Genomic DNA, 18,416 nt, shown 5'->3' with positions numbered 1-18,416 from the left:
CGATTATTTTTTAGTGATAAGTTTATCCATCTCTTTCCCATCCATATATTCCTCATCGGGAGAAGCATACAGACAATCCATAATGATATTTGCCTGCGGGAAAGCAGACAGAATCTTGCGTATGGCCTCCGTCTTCGATGATTTATAGATCGGGGCATTCGTATTCCACAACTGGTCGTGAATATCTTTTTCAGGAGCTGAAACAAGTAGTTCCTTGATATCCATCTGTTTCAATCGCGACAAGTTACTATCCAGGTTGGCCTCATCGTTCAGCAATAATGAAACAGCCGGAGCCAAAGTGAAATTAGGACGGTTCACCTCTCCTACCAGTTTCTGAAGGCCTTCGACAGTATCCGGCGTACGGGAAACGGATTGGCGCAGGATCAGGCGGATATTCTTTGCCGCAGCATAGTCGGCCAACGTACAGAAAGACTCTTGCAACGACTGGTAGAATTGTTCCATTGTATAATTGTTCTCGATAGTACGCTGGGTAGAGATCAGCAACTCGTCCGCACCCAGTATTTCCATTTTATCGATGACTCCTTTCATTATTTCCATGCTTTTCTGATAGAACGGGGCATCGTTGTTTACGATACGCAGATCGGGGTACAGGTTCAGCCCTGATGTCAGGTCGACTGTCATCTTCAGTTTCTGTCGTCCCAGCCAGCCCGATTCATGTTTCAGTACCTCTTTCTCTTTGTCGTGCAGGTAACGCCAGTCGATCACCACCCGGTCGTAATGTTCAAAGAATGTAGGACGGGAAAGGATCTCCTCTTTTACATTCTGAATATTCCGCAAGGTAAGAGCCCGGCCGGTGACATTAGGCACAGAAGGGATCTCCGGTATTGCCGTAATATCCGCATCACTCAGCCGGACACGGAAGATACGTACGTTACCACCTGCTATCCGGTTGCCCGAATTCTTTCCCGGACGGCTGTTCAATGCCACTTTAGGCGTATAACCGATCGCATTCATTTCAGAACAATCGGTCGGCAACTCACGGATAGAGGTGATCTTTCCGGTTTTTGCACGAAGGGTAAACTCTTTCGGTTCCCAATATTGGTTGGACACCAGCACGGTATATTCGTTGTTATCTTTCGAGCAGGTGACAAGGCTTAGCTCCGGATTGGTATCGAACAGTTGAGCCGAAGCGAAAATGTCCTGCATTAAGGCTTTCGTATGGCCGAGCATCGGATAAGGTTTATCCAGCGGTTGCTCTTCCTTCACCTTCACGGGCAACGCGCATTGAGGTTGTTCCGAAACGCCGTACAGAGAAGCGATAACGGTAACCTTCCCTTTGCCGGCTTTCATTTCGATTGCGGCGGGCTGCTCCCCGCTCTTTTGCAGAACGACGGCGGAAGACGGATAAACCAGTTCGGCCAAGGTATAGGCTCCCTTCTCTGTCAGCAACTTTCCGTTATAAGTGACCGGAGCCGTACAGGTATTTATTTTTCCGGAGGTACGGATGCCGGCTATACCGTCCGGCATATTCTTCAGCGAACCGGCAGTAATAACCAGATGCCCGCCTTCATTTACATAGGCGTTCAGTTTATCATTGATCTCTTTCCCCGGACGAAGCTCATCGGAGATAACCAGGATAGGGAATTGTTTCATTACCCATAACGGGGCATCGCTCATCAGGCAATCGGCAATATCGCCGTAAGGTGTGGGAGCGATAAAACCTCTCTCATCCTTATAATAGGAAGCATCCTGGTAGCCGGGATACAGGATATCGAGCATGGCATCCGTCAGATAGTCGGGCTGTTCGTAAGGAAGATTACCCCACACTTTATAGGCCTGCCGGGAATACAGATGGCGGGGGAACGACCAACCGGAAAAGAAATCGGTCATCAAGGCAACCGGCGTGTACATAACGCCCGGATCACCGTATTTGTCGAGCCATTTGACCGCGCTCTGTTGTATCTTACCGATCGGGCTGAGTTTCTTGTCGTCTATCCGCATCGCTCCTTCAAAACCGACCGCCACACAGTCGTACATCAGATGCGTATAGATCAACCGTTTCAGAAGACCGAGAGAGGTTCCTTTCAACGGGCCTCCGCTTCCGTAATCTTCATCTATATTGGTGGCGTTCGAGTCGTAAGTCTTATGTCCCCAGCGGTTCCATACAGAAGCATTGCCAAACCAGTTGACCCCATATTGCTTACCGGCTCCGCGGATAAAAGAGTAATAGATCTGTGAGTTAGGCAAGCCCTGTGCCGTTTCCGCACCGATCAGGGTGTAGACACCTTCCTTCAGGAAATAATGTCCGAAGTTGAGCGAGACAAGGGTAGCCATTTTATTACCCAACTGATCCCCCATCTCCTGGAAATGACGCTGGAAGTTGAAATATTGTTGCTTACGGTCGGCACCGAGCGGGTACATACGGGGGGCAAAACTGCCTACATACCGGCCGTCCTGTTCACCGTTATCCATTCCTAGCCAGCGGTCACCCAGCTCCGACTCGAACAGGTCGAGCACTCCGTCGGGAATAACGAACTGTGTCCAGTACCCGCCGGGGCCCGAACCGGGAATATATCCCCAAAGGTCGAACAGGTAAAGGTTCCTTTTCTTTATCTCGCCAACAACTTCCTTCAGGTTATCCTGAAAAACCAACGGATAAGACACCCACAGGATATCCCCCAGTTTGTCTTTATCAACCCATTGATCGAGCTTTTGTTTATAATCGCCCGAAAGATCACGGAGAGCGATAAACTGTATCTTGTTATTAAAAAAAGAGGCATCCGGCGATTTCACGTGATAACGGGAGTAATCGGGATGATGGGACGGTGTCATCTGATAAGGATACAGCCTGATACTGTTCTGCGCAAACGATTGGTTGGGATACAACAATCCCAACAGAGTTAGAAGTACTAGAATTTTTTTCATAAGTATAATATATTGTTGTTGCGTTAACAAGCCGACAACCGATAGGGCGATCACTCCTTATCGCAACAAAGGTGCATTTATATTTTGACAACAGGTGTCTATTCGTTCTTAAAAAAGCTGATAATCCACTAATTAGAATATATTTACGAATAAATAATAACGATTTTCGTACATACAGCCTAATCGAGAGAGGCGGGAAGATAGTCTTTCAGTACCAGACGAAGCTGTGCCAGGGCTTTCTTCTGATATAATTTCACTGCATTTACGGAAACTCCCATTTCAGCAGAGATTTCAGCATAGGTCAGGTTCTTATACCGACTAAGCTCAAAGACCTTTTTATACTGTGGGGGCAATTCCTTCACCGCTTTGTCGACCCGCTCTATCAGTTCCCTGGACAAAACATAATCGAGAGGGGATTCATCCAGCGAGAACAAGGTATTTTTGTCTTTTACCTCTTCCAGCTCTATATACTGAAGTTGATTTTTCCTTAGATAACTCAAGCAGGCATTATGAGTAGCTTTGATAAGATATGCCCTGATGGATGTCGTGATCTCCAGCGTGTCCCTGTTCTCCCATAACCAACGGAAAACATCCCCCACCAGCTCCTCGACTATATGTTTCTCCAGGATATAAGAACGTGCTTCATAACACAGAAGGACATAATACTTTCTGAATAAGAATTCAAAAGCTTTATGATTTCCTTGCTGCAACTCCACTAATTCATCACGAGTATCCATCCTAACAGATTATAGATAATGCCACAAACCTACTTATCCATCTAAATATCAACACAATAAATATCACATGACGTTTTAACAAAAACCATGAATGACTAAAATAAACGGTCGTTTTTTTTAGTCACTGTTTTTCAAGAAAATCTTTTGAATTTTACACTATTAAATTGAATGGTATATCACACATTATTAGTACTTTTAAAGCTCAGAATCGACTTTATTTGATCAACACAAAAACGACTAGAAAAAAGGACCGTTTTTTTTAGTCACCATAAAACACATCTACACTTATTAATTTTCAATAGACACGCTCGATTTACATAACAAAACAAGCCTATTCATTCAGCATTGTCTATCGGCGTCAAGAAGCAGGTACTTATTTATAATTCGAATCTTGAACCAAAACGCCACCTGCTTTATCGATTTCACTTTGTGGTAACGGGAAATAATAGAATGCCGGCTTAAATACCTTCACATAAGTAGGTAAAGCAGGATCTGCCGCTCCATTCACCAGTTTTTCCATCAATTTCCAACGTTTCAACTGGAAGTAACGATGACCTTCAAATACAAATTCGACACGCCACTCATTACGAATACGCTCACGCATCTGCTCCTTTGTCAGGCCTGCAGGTAATTCCGGTTGTCCAGAGCGTACACGAACCTTATTAACGGCATTGTAAACTTTTTGAGTCGGTCCATTTGCTTCGTTTTCAGCTTCAGCAATCATCATTAATACTTCAGCATAACGCAGAATAACAACATCTGCATCAGAGATCGTTGAATAACTTGGCATTTCTGTAGTCGGCTGAAGTAATTTCATCATACCGAAACCAGTCTGCATCTGATTGGTTATTGTAATTGGTCCGTTTTCTTCATATCCTTCATCCGGGAAAATGGCTACTCCACTATGGCAAACCGTTTCATACAAACGACGATCACGAATATGAACTCCACCTGCACCAGAAAACAATTTTTCTCTTTCAGCCTTATTAGCGTCCGACAAGGATCCCGTTGCTAACAACGATTCATCAACTGTTGCAGTCAATGGAGATTCCCCCCATTTCAAACCATCCGTACATTCAAAAGCATTTACCAAATCACGGGTTACTCCACATGTTGTCCACGCCCCGTAGTACAAGTCCATACTATGTGTAGTGTTAGGTGCTAAATAACGAACAGAGAACATGATTTCAGGAGAAGCTAACTGTTGCGCAGAAATAAAGTTATCTCTCATTCTATCCGCCAGTTCATATCCCTGAATACCTTCCAGCAACGTTACGATTGTACCCATTTTTGATGCATCCGCATTACCATTATCATCATAAGCTTCGGCCAACATTAAGCGAGCTTTAAACGCCTTCATCGCTCCCGGAGTAAAATACCCGCTCATCTGTGAATCCGAATATGGTTTATCGGGCAAAGCTGCGATTGCCTCATCAAAATCCTTTATAATCTGAGTATACACTTCAGCACGGGTAGCTTTCGGTTGATACATATTTTCCGTTGTCAAAGAAGACGTCACCAAAGGAACTTCCCGATAACACTGATACAACCAGGAATAATAGTAAGCTCTCAACGCTTTGCATTGCGCCAGAATAAAACTCTTGTCTGTTTCCGACATATCCGCACCCTGATAAGTTTCCAGATTCTCCATGACCAAATGAATACGGGCAATGCCTCTGTAACAATGATCATACATATAAGAAACATATCCGCCGGTATTCGGATCCAAATCACCCAATGCGATTGTTTGTGAACTACCATAAGTAGACTCATTATGCTGACAAATAGAATTATCTGTCAGGTTATCAAAACAAGCTACAATCTGTGACATAACTCCGGGCCATTCATACATCATGGAAAAACTTCCTGCCAATGCTGAATCGAAATCACTTTTCTTCTGCCAGAAAATAGACTGTGATGGTGAAGAAGGAGGATCTTTCTGTAAGAAATCACTACAAGATGTCGTAGAACCCACCAATAAAGCCGAAGCCAATATTATATTTATTACTTTTTTCATTGCATTCTACTTTTAAAATTCAACATTCAAACCAAATGAACAAATCCGGTTCTGAGGATACTGGGCTGCACGACCGTCATCATTACGTTCAGGATCCAAACCATAATATTTTGTAAATGTCAACAAGTTATCTCCGGAGAAATAAACTCTGACTCTCGACATTTTAACCTTATCCGTAACAGATTTAGGCAAAGTATATCCAAAAGTCAAATTTTTCAAACGGAAATAAGAGGCGTTCTGTAAGAAATAACTGTTTGCCCTTGTATTCTTATTACCTCCCAAATTATCGTTATATAATCTCGGATGCTCTGCATTATAAGGATTTTCCTCTGTCCACATGCCTTCTATATATTCACGAGTAGGAGCAGAACCTTGGCGGAAGGGTTGCATCCCCCAGTCAGTCGTATACCATTTCTTTCCGGAAACACCTTGTCCTAATAAAGATAAATCAAAACCTTTCCAACTTACACCGGCATTTACCGAATATTCAAACCCCGGAAAACGTCCGGACATCGGGACACGGTCGTCATTATCGATTACACCGTCATTATTCTGATCTTTATATTTCAAATCGCCCGGCAATGTATTATCATTAAACTGCTTCGGAGAATTTTTCACTTCATCTTCCGTTGCAAAAACCCCGATACATTCCAACATATAATATTCATTATAAGGAAGTCCCTCTCTTCTCAGTTTATAACCATCGATTTCTTCCGCACCAAACTGAGTCAGTTTGTTTCTTGAACGATCGAAATAGACACCGGCATTGTACTGCAAACCTTTGAAAACGCCGTCTGAAATCATATTATTATAGTTAAATGCGATTTCAAAACCCTTATTTTCAACTTCTCCATTATTTACAGTCGGAGCAGAAAGTCCCAATAAGTAAGACACTTGTGATGAGCGTAAAATATCGGAAGTGGTTTTCTTATACCAGTCAAAAGTCATAGTTAAGCCATTGAATACTTGTAAGTCGACACCTATGTCGGTAATAGTCGTTGTTTCCCATTTTATATCACGATTTGCATAGGCTTTTTGCTGATAACCGACAGTTTCTGTTTTTTTATCAAACGGATAATTGGAAACACTTTCTATCATAGCCTGATAAGGGTACAAACCGATATTCTGGTTACCCAATTGTCCCCAGGAAGCACGTAACTTGGCATTATTCAACCAATTAAGATTCAACCCTTTAATAAAATCTTCTTCCGTAAGACGCCATCCAGCAGAAAAAGAGGGGAAAATACCCCAACGGTTTTCAGATGAAATACGGGAAGTACCGTCATAACGCATATTTGCTTCAAACAAATAACGTTCTTTAAAGTTATAGTTCAAACGGCCGAACACAGACTGAATAGCCCATTCTTCCTGCTTTCCCCCATTAGACCAGTTTGCATTAGACCCCGCATCGATAACCGGAAGATCAAAAGCGAACTCTTTCCTATAAGCTTTCAATGTTTCATATTTCTCTGACTCCTGGTTGTAACCTGCCATAATATTAAAATTATGATCGGTATTCGGAGTCGTATAATCATATTTCAAATAGGTGTACAGATTTTGATAAAAACGACGCTGATCTTCCACCGTCAAACCATTGCTTCCTTTATCCAGATTTCCAGTCTTTACACCTGTATGGTAATCGTAAACAGGTTCATCCGAACCTCCCCATTCTTTTGACTTATTAGACTCCAGACGGACTGCACCTTTCGTATGCCATGTCAATCCTTTTGCCAGATTCACTTCAACCCATAATTGAGCATTGATATCAAAATTCTGGAATTTCTTAGATGTATTCGATGCAATAATGGCCGGCATATTTTTATTATGGTCTTCGTGCGAATAAGCGGAACCTGTCCAACGACGCACACCGGATCCATCATCCGGCAACCACGGCATATAGGTCGGAGCTTGTGACATTGTTGATAACAAAACATCATCCTGTCCCTGACGTGGCTGAGAACGATCACCATACATCATACTGGTATAAGTACCGATCTTGATAAAATCTGTGATCTGGGAAGTCAAATCTACTGTCGCGTTATATTTCTGATACTCGAATCCTCTTAAAGTTCCCGGTTGATTCACAAAATTCAATGCGACGTTATAAGTCGTTTTTCCTGAATTTCCAGCAATAGACAAGTTATGATTCTGAACGACAGCCGTCCTGAACATATAATCCAACCAATCGAAATTCGGATACTGTTCGCTGCCTCCACCATTTCTATAGGCATCGATCTGTTCTTGTGTATAAGCCTTACCCGTTCCGGAATTCTTCTGTGCCAAATTATATAGTTCCATATATTCGACAGAGTTAGTAACCAGATCATACATGCGAGTCGGATTATATAAACCCACATTTCCATGATATGCAATATGTGCTTTACCATCACCGACACCCGCACCTTGTTTAGTTGTAACAAGAATAACACCATTAGCCGCACGGGCACCATAGATCGCAGCTGAAGCAGCATCCTTCAACACGGAAACACTTTCAATAACACTCGGATCCAAATTAGATATGCTACCGGGCACACCATTAATCAAAACCAATGGATCTGAACCGGCACTGGAGAAAGTGCCCTGACCACGTACACGGAAAGAGGTAGACTCGTCACCCGGAGTACCCAAACCTTGATTTACACGTAATCCCGGCACCTGGCCCTGTAACATTGTTGCAGTATTTGTTACCGGACGTTTAGCCATCTCTTCACCCGTCACGGCCGTTACAGCACCTGTCAAATTCAATTTCTTCTGTGTACCGAAACCCACCACCACCACTTCATCCAGTGCCTGTGAATCTTCTTTCAGGATAACAGAGACAACAGATTTATTCCCAACCGGAATACTTTGCTCGATATAACCTATATAAGAAATTTTCAATGTAGCACCTTCAGGAATATCCAATGTAAAGTTCCCATCCACATCCGTAACCGTTCCGATTGCCGTTCCATCTACTACGACATTTGCACCGATAACAGGTTCGCTATTTGCATCCATAACACGACCTGTGATACGTTTTGTCTGTTGCATCACTGACTCCGGTCCGACTTTTCCGGCACGAGTGATTACAATATGGCGATCGTTGATTTCATAACGAACATTCCGCCCATTGAACAGAACGGCCAGCACTTCATCAATCGATTTATTCGCCAGGGAAACAGATACTTTTTCATCCAGATTCAAGTCTTTTACATCCAGACTGAATGAGAACTCGCTTTGACTCTTAATCGACTCAATAGCTTCGCGGATCGTGGCATTTTTAAGATTTAAGGAAAGCATATGTTCAGTCGCATACGTATTTGCGCTAAGAGTGAGCGTTCCGGCAACCAGTAACACACCAGCCAGGTTAGCCAGACGTCCTGCTCTTGTAGCCAATAAGGCCTGAACAGATCTTCTAAATGTTTTTTTCATACTTCACTTGTTTAAGATTTAACATTTTAATTACTTCGCAAAAGGGCCGGAAATTCTATCCACCCGTGGTTCAAATACATTTACTTCATTCAATTTCTTTTTTAATTGATTAAACTTCTGTTAATTATAAATTCTGACAAGCTCCGGCCTCACCTCATATCTGAACTTATTGCCGGAAGAGAGTATCTCCAATACTTTTTCTATTGTTACATTCTCCTGGAAATCGGAGTAGTAGACTATTTTCTTCAGCCGCTCGTTTTCTATCCGGACAGGTATATCGTACAGGCGTTTTAATTCTTTTGTGATCTCTTCCAATGATACTTTATCGAACACCATCGCTCCGTTACGCCAGTTATCGATATGGCTGGCATCTACCGAGTCGACCGAGACAGTCAGGTCTTCCTTTTTTAATGTAAAACGTTGGTTCGGTTGCAACACGATAGGGGCGGCATCGGCCAGAAAATCTCCGACCTTCACCGCACCTTCCTTGAGGGTTACTTTCACCTCCGAGTCTTCTTCATAGGATTTCAGATTGAATTTTGTACCGAGAACCCTTACTGCCAGTTCTCCGGTATTTACCACAAAGGGTAATTCCTTATTCTTGCTTACTTCGAAATAGCCTTCTCCCGACAGTTCGATACTTCTCGATTCTTTCGCAAAATTCGAATCGTATGTCAGTTTACTGCCTGCATTGAGCCATACCACCGATCCGTCCGGAAACGTGACTTTCGATTTTGCTCCAAGCGGAACTTCAACGACGTATTCTTTATACTCTTGTACAACGGCAGGTATAATTTGTTCGGGTTGCTGCCAAAAGAGAAGGGAAGATATTCCGCCTAATAAAAAGATGATAGCAGCAGCCGAAACTCGCAGGGCATACTTATAGCGGTCTATTCGTTTTATTGTAACATGCTTGGTTTCTTTATCAAAACGCCCGATCGCTTTTTCCACATCAAATCCATCTGCATTCGCAACTATTCCGGCTGCCTTCCAGATACTCACCGCATGATGAAAATAAGTTCTATTCTCCGGATTCGCTTTGATCCATTGCTGTAAAGCCGTATGTTCCTCCACGTTCAGAGAGCCATCCAGAAAAGATTGTATATAATTATCTATTTGATCCATTTTCTTCAATTAAAAAGCGGGAATTTCCCCACTCATTAATTAAAGGCGCAAAAAAGAGGAAGGCGGGTATATCAGTGTTTATATTTTTTGCATAAATCCTGAATATTTATCTGAATGTTAATACTAGCAAAGTCTTCAAAAGCCATTATAAAATGAAAAGTCGAGTATTATATGTACATTATTTTTCCGTATTTTTGCACTCAAAATTCATAAGCACTTATTTATAATGGATCATACTCCTGCTAAGATACCTTCACCCTTACTCTCGCTCGTTCCCATACTTGTATTGGTTGCACTCCTGTTTGTCACTATCCGTACCTTCGGCAGTGATGCCCTGAGCGGCGGAAGCCAGGTTGTTTTGCTCACGGCTACAGCCGTTTGCTGTCTCATTGCTATGGGATACAGTAAAGTGCGGTGGAAAACGATCGAGCTGGCAATGATCAATAATATTACCGGGGTGGCTACGGCCTTGATCATCCTGTTGATTATCGGAGCGTTATCGGGTAGCTGGATGATAAGCGGGGTGGTGCCGACATTGATCTATTATGGAATGCAGATCATTCATCCGAGTTTCTTTCTGGCATCGACCTGTATTATTTGTGCGATCGTCTCCGTTATGACGGGGAGCTCGTGGACGACGATTGCCACGATCGGTATTGCTTTGCTGGGTATCGGGCAAGCGCAGGGATTTGAAGTGGGATGGATTGCCGGGGCGATTATTTCGGGTGCCTACTTCGGGGATAAGATATCTCCGCTTTCGGATACGACGGTGCTGGCTGCATCGGTAACGGATACTCCGCTGTTCAAGCACATCAAATACATGATGATAACGACAGTCCCTTCCATGCTTATCACACTGGCGATCTTCACCATAGCCGGTTTTACACATGAAGCGACAGCCAGCGATCAGATTGCCATGTATTCTGCTTCGCTCCGAGAGACGTTCAATATCTCCTTTTGGCTACTGATCGTTCCGATCGTTACCGGGATATTGATAGCCAAACGGGTACCTTCCATTGTCACACTGTTTATTTCGACAACACTGGCCGGTATATTTGCCCTGATATTCCAACCGCATTTATTACAGGAAATATCCGGCTTACCCGTGCAGGATATGCAATCGCAGTTCAAAGGCTTGCTTATGACGTTTTACGGAAGCACAGGGATTCAGACCGGTAATCCGGATTTGAACGACCTGGTTTCCACCCGTGGGATGGGCGGTATGATGAACACGATCTGGCTAATCATCTGCGCGATGTGTTTCGGCGGGGCTATGACGGCCAGCGGAATGCTGGGAAGTATCACTTCCGTATTTATCCGTTTTATGAAACGTACCGTGGGACTGGTGGCATCCACCGCCATGTCGGGATTGTTCCTCAATATCTGCACGGCCGACCAGTATATATCGATCATCCTTACCGGAAATATGTTCAAGGATATCTATCAGAAGAAAGGATATGAAAGCTGCCTGCTGAGCCGTACAACGGAAGACTCGGTGACAGTTACTTCCGTTCTTGTTCCCTGGAATACTTGTGGTATGACGCAGGCTACCATCCTGGGTGTTGCCACGCTCACATATTTACCTTATTGTTTCTTTAATCTAATCAGCCCGTTGATGAGCATAACGGTTGCCGCCATCGGGTATAAAATCAAGCGGACAAATGAAAAGACTGAAAGTATCGCTACTGACTAAAGTAGTTATTGCCATTGCAGCCGGTGTGTTGTTCGGCCAGTTCCTGCCGAATGGTATCGCACGTATCTTTGTAACCTTCAACTCGTTATTCGGGAATTTCCTTTCGTTCTCCATCCCTCTTATCATCCTGGGATTGGTAACGCCTGCCATCGGCGATCTGGGGAAAGGCGCAGGGAAATTGCTGGCTATCACTGCCCTGATAGCATACGGGTCAACGATATTTTCCGGATTCTTTACCTTTTTCAGCAGTTCGGCGATCTTCCCGCATATCTTACCTGCCAACGCAGAACTTACAGCGATGGACAATCCTGAAGATTTCATGCTACAACCTTATTTCACGGTAGGTATGCCGCCATTAATGGATGTAATGACAGCCTTGTTATTATCATTTACAGTCGGGTTGGGGCTTTCTTATATCAGCGGGAATGCTTTGCGTGAGGCTTTCAACGACTTCCAGAAAATCATTACCATACTGATCGAAGCGGTTATTATTCCTTTGCTTCCCCTGCATATCTTCGGTATCTTCCTGAATATGACAGTCAGCGGACAGGTAATGAGTATTATAACGATGTTCCTGAAAGTGATCGTGGTGATATTCGTTCTTCACGTGCTGCTTTTACTTATTCAGTTTACTATTGCAGGAACTGTCAGCGGTAAAAACCCGTTCCGCTTATTAAAAAATATGCTGCCGGCTTATGCTACCGCATTAGGCACACAATCGTCGGCCGCGACGATCCCGGTTACACTGGCCCAAACGATCAAGAACGGGGTTCGGGAAACGATTGCTATTTTTGTTATCCCGTTATGTGCGACTATTCATCTTTCGGGTAGTACGATGAAAATTACAGCTTGTGCGATGGCTATTATGTATATGGCCGGAGAACCGGTAACTTTTGCAAGCCTGGCGGGTTTCATTATGATGCTGGGAATAACGATGGTAGCCGCTCCGGGAGTTCCGGGCGGAGCGATCATGGCAGCCTTGGGATTACTGCAAAGCATGCTGGGCTTCAACGAGACTTTACAGGCTTTGATGATCGCCTTATATATTGCGATGGATAGTTTCGGTACGGCCTGCAACGTGACAGGTGACGGGGCTATCGCAGTGGTGGTGGACAAGATTGCGGGAAAACAGCAATCTACCGCCAACGTATCTGAATAGCTAACGCTTGCGGGTAACTTCTTCGAGTAGTTCCTGCAAGGTTTTCACACCTTTTTCGCGCATCATCGCAACAGCGATATGGCCACAGGCATAGGCATCCGCCATCGCATGGTGGTGATTTCTCAGATCATAACCACAATAGGCGGCTACCGTATGCAGTTGATGATTGACGAGGAAAGGATACATTTTTCGAGACAAACGGCAGGTACAATAGAACTGATATTTCGGATAAGCCAGTTCATACGTTTCATGCACAGCTTTCAGGCATCCTTCATCGAAGGGGCTGTTATGGGCAACCAATGGTAAATCTTTAATCTTAGGAGAGATCACTTCCCACACCTCTTCAAAATCGGGTGCGTCATTCGTGTCGGCCGGTGTCAGGCCATGAACAGCCGTAGTCCATTGGGTATAGTAGTTCGGATAAGGACGGATCAGGCTGTATACCTGGTCGATTATTTTGTTATCCTCAATAATAGCAACCCCGACACTGCATACACTACAGCGTTTCCCATTGGCTGTTTCAAAATCTATTGCGGCGAAGCGTTCCATATAGCGTTTATCATTATTTTCTACAAAGATAGGATCTTTTAAACACTGGAACACGAAGGCGCCGGGAAAGAACAAAAAAAGTACTTAATAAGTAAGCTTTAATCTACTTAATAAATAGACATCCGTCTACTTATCGAGTAAGTTAACAACTACTTAGTAAGTAGGCGTGCATTTACTTACTAAGTAGTTTTTTAGATATTGCGATATGCTTTTTCACTAATCAGGACGGGGAACAACCATATAGTCTTTCTCCCATTCCAGATAACGTGCTACCATATCTTTTACCTTATCCGGATACTGGTCAGCCAGATTATGCATTTCGCTGCGGTCTTCGTTCAGGTTGTACAGTTCCCAGCTTTTCGTACTGTTCGGCCAGACGATCTTCCAGCCTGAAGCGTCGATCAGGGCTTTCTCGTTGAAATGCTCGAAGCATAATTCGTCATGCCCTTTACGTGTACCGGTTTTAAATATAGGGTTCAAGCTCTCGCCTGCCAAGGGAATTATCTTATGGCCGTTATATTCGGTGGGATATTTTGTACCGGAGATATCCAGACAAGTTGCCATGATATCCATCACATGTCCCATTTGCGTATTAACACTTCCTTTCGGCTGCTTGATCCCTTTCGGCCAGTGGGCGATCATCGGGGTACAAATTCCTCCTTCATACGATTTCGCTTTCCAGAAACGGAATGGGGTATTGGCGGCATTCGCCCATCTTGCTCCGACTGAAGCATAACTCGTTTCCGGGCCGGGCATTACCTCTTTCTCTTTCGGATAAACAATCTTACGGCCATCGCGTGTTTCTGCCGGACGGTCGTTTTCCCCTTCCGAATAATTCTGACAGTCCTCGTTACTACAACCGTTGTCCGACATAAAGAGGATCAGGGTATTATCCAGCTGACCGTTCTTGCGGAGCGACTCTATCACACGGCCGATCTCCTGATCCATACGGTCTACCATCGCTGCATGGACTGCCATCGCACGGGCATCCCATTCTTTGGTCGGGTTCTCTTCCCAGGAGTCGGAGAACTGGCGGGGAGATAGGAAATTATCGGCATCACCGAACAGTTTCATTTCTTTCATCCGCTGGTAACGGGCTTCGCGGATAGCCTGCCAACCGTCTTTATAGGTATCCTTATACTTTTCTATATCTTCAGGCAATGCATGCAACGGCCAGTGCGGAGAGTGGAAAGCCAGGTACATAAAGAAAGGCTTATCGGTTTCCGCATATTTATTCACGTAGGCGACTGCCGTATCGGCCAGTGCGATCGTGCTGTAATAATCATCCGGAACAGAATTCACCGGCTTATCTCCACTGATCAGGCTGAACGGGTCGAAATAATCCACTACTCCATAGATCGTACCGTAACAATCCTGGAAACCACGGTTGATCGGATAGTTATCTTTGGGTGCAAATTCATCGTGCTGCACCTGGTGTGCCAGCCACTGACGCTGATCGGGGCGCAAAGGTGTTTCAGCAATATGCCATTTACCGACCCAGGCTGTCTGGTAACCGTTTTCCTTCAGAGCTTCGGCGATGGTAACTCCGTTGTGTGTCATCGTACCGCGATAACCCGGCTGATTATCGTCGAAGGTCATACGTCCGATACCTGCCTGATGCTGGTAAAGCCCTGTCAACAACGATGCACGGGTCGGACAGCTACGGCTTGTATTATAAAAATGGGTGAAGCGAAGCCCCTCTGCTGCCAGCTTATCCAGGTTGGGAGTATGGATCTCTCCACCATAACACCCCAGGTCGGAGAATCCCATATCATCCGCCAGGATCACCAGGATATTCGGACGGGAATCCTGTTGGGCAGACAAACCGGGAGCCAATGTTGCCATTGCTCCCAGATAGCCTAATTTTAAAATATTTTTATTCATACGACAATTATATATGTATTGATACTAGCCTATTTTGTCCGTACCTTTCTCTTGGTAAAATACCAGTCGATCACCTTCTTGCTCAGTTCCGAACAAAGTTCCGGATGTTTGGCCGAGAGATCGGTCGTTTCGTTCGGATCTATTTTGATATCATAGAGTTCGATATTTTTCCCGTCCGAGTCTACCAACAGTTTCCAATCGCCCCGCCGGATACCCAGATGCGGACTCCGTTGTTTCTTCTGGGGTTTATTGAAATATTTGTTACGCCCGAAATCCCACATCATATCTTTGGTACGTCGCTGCTCCTTTATCCCCAGCAATGCTTGGCTCATATCTTCTCCGCTATAATCGAAACCTTCGATCAGTTTGGCTCCTGCAATCTGACACAAAGAGGGATAAAGATCGACAGCGTTAATAACACTTTCGTTGTCCGTTTCACCGGCATTGATGGTTCCCGGCCAGCTGACAATAAAAGGCATATTGACGCCTCCTTCGTAGATACTATTCTTCGAGCCGCGGTGTCCATTGGTTCGTGCATTATCGAAAGTCGGTAGTGCCCCATTGTCACTGGTGAAGATTACCAAGGTATTTTCACGTATCCCCAGTTGTTCAAGCCCTTCCATCAAACGACCGATCTGTTTGTCGTATTGGGTCAGTACGGCTACGAAGTTATTACGGCTTGCCCAGGATTCGGAGATCGGATAAAAACCGGAAGACGGAATCCACGGATCATGCATATCGTCCGGCCAAAGGTTGACGAAACAGGGTTTGTCTTTATGGCGAGCCAGGTAATCCAGGGTCTTATCTACAAAGTAGGCTGTACGATCCCAACGCTGAATGCTGTCTTTTTCACTCCAGATCCAATTGGATGCTGTAATAAGAGGATCAGGATCAGGGCCTTCATACGTCGTCACATATTCATCGAAACCATATTTGGGTATTTGCGGGGCATCGTCAACATCGCGGCCGCCACCCATATGCCATTTCCCAATATGTGCGGTTGCATAACCGGCGGCTTTCAACGATTTGGCCATCGTGGGTGCATTACTATCCAGATAGTCGCATTGTTCGCAATCGGCATTCCCTTTCCGCTCGTGCAGGAAAGTGTTAATACCCCACTCGGTAGGGAACATCCCGGTAGTCAGCCCCACACGGGACGGCGAACTCACAGGCGACGAGGTGTAATAATGATTAAACTTCAAGCCTTGCGAGGCCAGTTTATCGATGTTAGGAGTGGCTACCCATCCGCTGTTATAACATGATAAATCGCCTATTCCCATATCGTCCGTATAGATAATAACGATGTTGGGTTTCTGTTTCTGAGCAGTCGCATCCATCGTATGGATCAGGCCACCACAGGCTGTTAATAATAAGATTGCTTTATTCATGGTATACTTCTATGATAATTATAAGGATTCCGTTTGAAAGGATATTGTCTGCGCGGAACAGGCAGGGGATCTTGCAAACGAATGTTCCAAGTTAGTAATTCTTTCAGTAAATCAAGTTGTTCGGATATATATTTTTTATTACCGAACAGGTTATTTATTTCGGAAGGGTCTGCTTTTAGATTATATAGTTCCCCTCGTCCGTTATTATCCATCGCCAACTTCCAGTCGCCTTTTCGCACCATCCGCAAAGAGCCGCTTTGTGTCCAGGGATTAAGACCGTCAAAACTACCTTCTACGTCTGTTCTACAACTTCCGGCATTTTCAAAGGTGAGAGGTTCTTCCATCGTAAAGTCTTCCCCTCCGTATCCTTGCTCCACCATAATACTGGAAAATTCTTCACGAGGATAATCGTCCCCTTTCAGCATCGGCCAAAGGCTACGTCCTTGCACCCCGACAGGAATCTCTGCCCCGATAACACTACATAATGTAGGAAATATGTCAACAATCGATACATGTGCATCCATCGGTTTATTTTGCGGCTTAATACCGTATCCGGCCCAAATCATAGGAATACGGGTAAGCGACTCAGCGACTCCCGAACCTTTACGGATAAGTCCGTATTCGCCGCAATAATCTCCATGATCTGAAAGAATAATAAACAGTGTATTATCATCCAGTCCATACGATTTTATTTCCTCTACCAACCGTTTCATCTGATCATCGATCATACGAACCATACCTAAATAGATACTCCTTAGCAGAGGTATCTGTTGTTGCAAATTCGGACAGGCTTTATCCTCCAACGCTGCCAGAGCCATGTATTTTTCACCTTTCTTTTCCAAATCCTTACGAGATGTCAAAAGCGGAGGTAAATCTTCAGGCGGGAACATTGAGAAATAAGGATCACATACTTGAGAAGGAGTGTGGGGTTCAGGAATAGATACCTGGATAAAGAAAGGAGTATCTTTCTGTTGTTGAATCCATTCCAAAGCATGGCTCACAATCTGATAAGGTTGTTGTTGCTCCACTGAAATCGGAGCTGGTTTCAGATAATGCCCCGGAACTTCATTATTAAGGAAACGTGCCAACGCTTTTTCGTCTTCTGTTTCGGGTTTATCTTTTCCTCTGTGCCCATAACCGATGAAATAATCGAATGCCTCATCCGCTTTTCGATATGTATGATTTTTACCAATCAAAGCTGTACGGTATCCGTTCTCTTTTAACATATCCAGCATATCTTTTTCATAATATGCATCAGGAATATTATGATTAGTCCGTACATGAGTCGCACTAGGATATCTTCCGGATAATAAAGAACAACGAGCCGGTGCACTTGCCGGTGCCGCCGTATAAGCTTTATTGAACCACACAGATTGAGATGCTAACGAATCTGCATAAGGAGTAACAGGTAAAGGAAAACCTTCACGGCCACAAAGATCTGCCCGTTGCTGATCTGTAATGATCAGGACGATATTCGGCTTTGTCGATTGGGCAGACACCGAAGTTGCTGCCCAACCAGCCAAAGCCAAACATGTATATAAACAATACTTCATTTTAAACTAACATT

At 44.3% G+C, this 18,416-nt stretch carries 11 protein-coding genes; 2 read left to right on the top strand and 9 right to left on the bottom strand.

The annotated features are described in order from the left end of the window. Window positions 1-3: 3 nt before the first annotated feature. The 5 genes from HMPREF1536_RS10860 to HMPREF1536_RS10840 all read right to left on the bottom strand — a co-directional run bounded on the left by HMPREF1536_RS10860 (window position 4) and on the right by HMPREF1536_RS10840 (window position 10,176). Window positions 4-2,886, bottom strand: coding sequence for a hypothetical protein (locus HMPREF1536_RS10860; protein ID WP_028728217.1), 2,883 nt, complete (start codon window positions 2,884-2,886; stop codon window positions 4-6). 179 nt (window positions 2,887-3,065) lie between these two features. After that, window positions 3,066-3,623: an RNA polymerase sigma-70 factor gene (locus tag HMPREF1536_RS10855; RefSeq protein ID WP_028728216.1), complete on the bottom strand. Its 558-nt coding sequence runs from the start codon at window positions 3,621-3,623 to the stop codon at window positions 3,066-3,068. Between the two features lie 373 nt (window positions 3,624-3,996). Beyond that, window positions 3,997-5,640, bottom strand: coding sequence for a RagB/SusD family nutrient uptake outer membrane protein (locus HMPREF1536_RS10850; RefSeq protein ID WP_028728215.1), 1,644 nt, complete (start codon window positions 5,638-5,640; stop codon window positions 3,997-3,999). 12 nt (window positions 5,641-5,652) lie between these two features. Then, complete coding sequence (locus HMPREF1536_RS10845) at window positions 5,653-9,051, bottom strand: TonB-dependent receptor (RefSeq protein WP_028728214.1); 3,399 nt, start codon at window positions 9,049-9,051, stop codon at window positions 5,653-5,655. A gap of 120 nt (window positions 9,052-9,171) precedes the next feature. Next, window positions 9,172-10,176, bottom strand: coding sequence for a FecR family protein (locus HMPREF1536_RS10840; RefSeq protein WP_028728213.1), 1,005 nt, complete (start codon window positions 10,174-10,176; stop codon window positions 9,172-9,174). 226 nt (window positions 10,177-10,402) lie between these two features. Here HMPREF1536_RS10840 and HMPREF1536_RS10835 point away from each other — a divergent pair, with 226 nt between their 5' ends. Together HMPREF1536_RS10835 and HMPREF1536_RS10830 are read left to right on the top strand one after the other, a co-directional pair. Next, on the top strand, window positions 10,403-11,869 hold the full coding sequence (locus tag HMPREF1536_RS10835; RefSeq protein ID WP_028728212.1) for a Na+/H+ antiporter NhaC family protein: 1,467 nt from the start codon (window positions 10,403-10,405) through the stop codon (window positions 11,867-11,869). Next, entirely contained in the window at window positions 11,838-13,028 is a 1,191-nt protein-coding gene (locus HMPREF1536_RS10830) for a dicarboxylate/amino acid:cation symporter (protein ID WP_028728211.1), read from the top strand. The genes HMPREF1536_RS10835 and HMPREF1536_RS10830 overlap by 32 nt, the downstream gene beginning before the upstream one ends. On the opposite strand, the gene HMPREF1536_RS10825 is transcribed toward HMPREF1536_RS10830, so the two are convergent. From HMPREF1536_RS10825 to HMPREF1536_RS10810, 4 genes are all read right to left on the bottom strand, one after another. Beyond that, the gene (locus HMPREF1536_RS10825; protein WP_028728210.1) at window positions 13,029-13,577 is read right to left on the bottom strand and encodes a 3'-5' exonuclease; all 549 of its coding nucleotides are present in this window, start codon (window positions 13,575-13,577) and stop codon (window positions 13,029-13,031) included. A gap of 216 nt (window positions 13,578-13,793) precedes the next feature. Beyond that, window positions 13,794-15,422, bottom strand: coding sequence for an arylsulfatase (locus HMPREF1536_RS10820; RefSeq protein ID WP_225608064.1), 1,629 nt, complete (start codon window positions 15,420-15,422; stop codon window positions 13,794-13,796). A 68-nt stretch (window positions 15,423-15,490) separates the two neighbouring features. Next, the gene (locus HMPREF1536_RS10815) at window positions 15,491-16,849 is read right to left on the bottom strand and encodes a sulfatase family protein (RefSeq protein WP_044192892.1); all 1,359 of its coding nucleotides are present in this window, start codon (window positions 16,847-16,849) and stop codon (window positions 15,491-15,493) included. Continuing rightward, a complete protein-coding gene (locus HMPREF1536_RS10810) occupies window positions 16,846-18,402 on the bottom strand; it encodes a sulfatase family protein (protein ID WP_028728873.1) in 1,557 nt (518 codons plus the stop codon). The genes HMPREF1536_RS10815 and HMPREF1536_RS10810 overlap by 4 nt, the downstream gene beginning before the upstream one ends. Between the last annotated feature and the right edge of the window lie 14 nt (window positions 18,403-18,416).

Origin of the sequence: Parabacteroides gordonii MS-1 = DSM 23371 (genome assembly GCF_000969825.1) — a bacterium.
Taxonomy (GTDB): domain Bacteria; phylum Bacteroidota; class Bacteroidia; order Bacteroidales; family Tannerellaceae; genus Parabacteroides; species Parabacteroides gordonii.
This window is presented reverse-complemented; position numbering and strand designations above follow the sequence as displayed.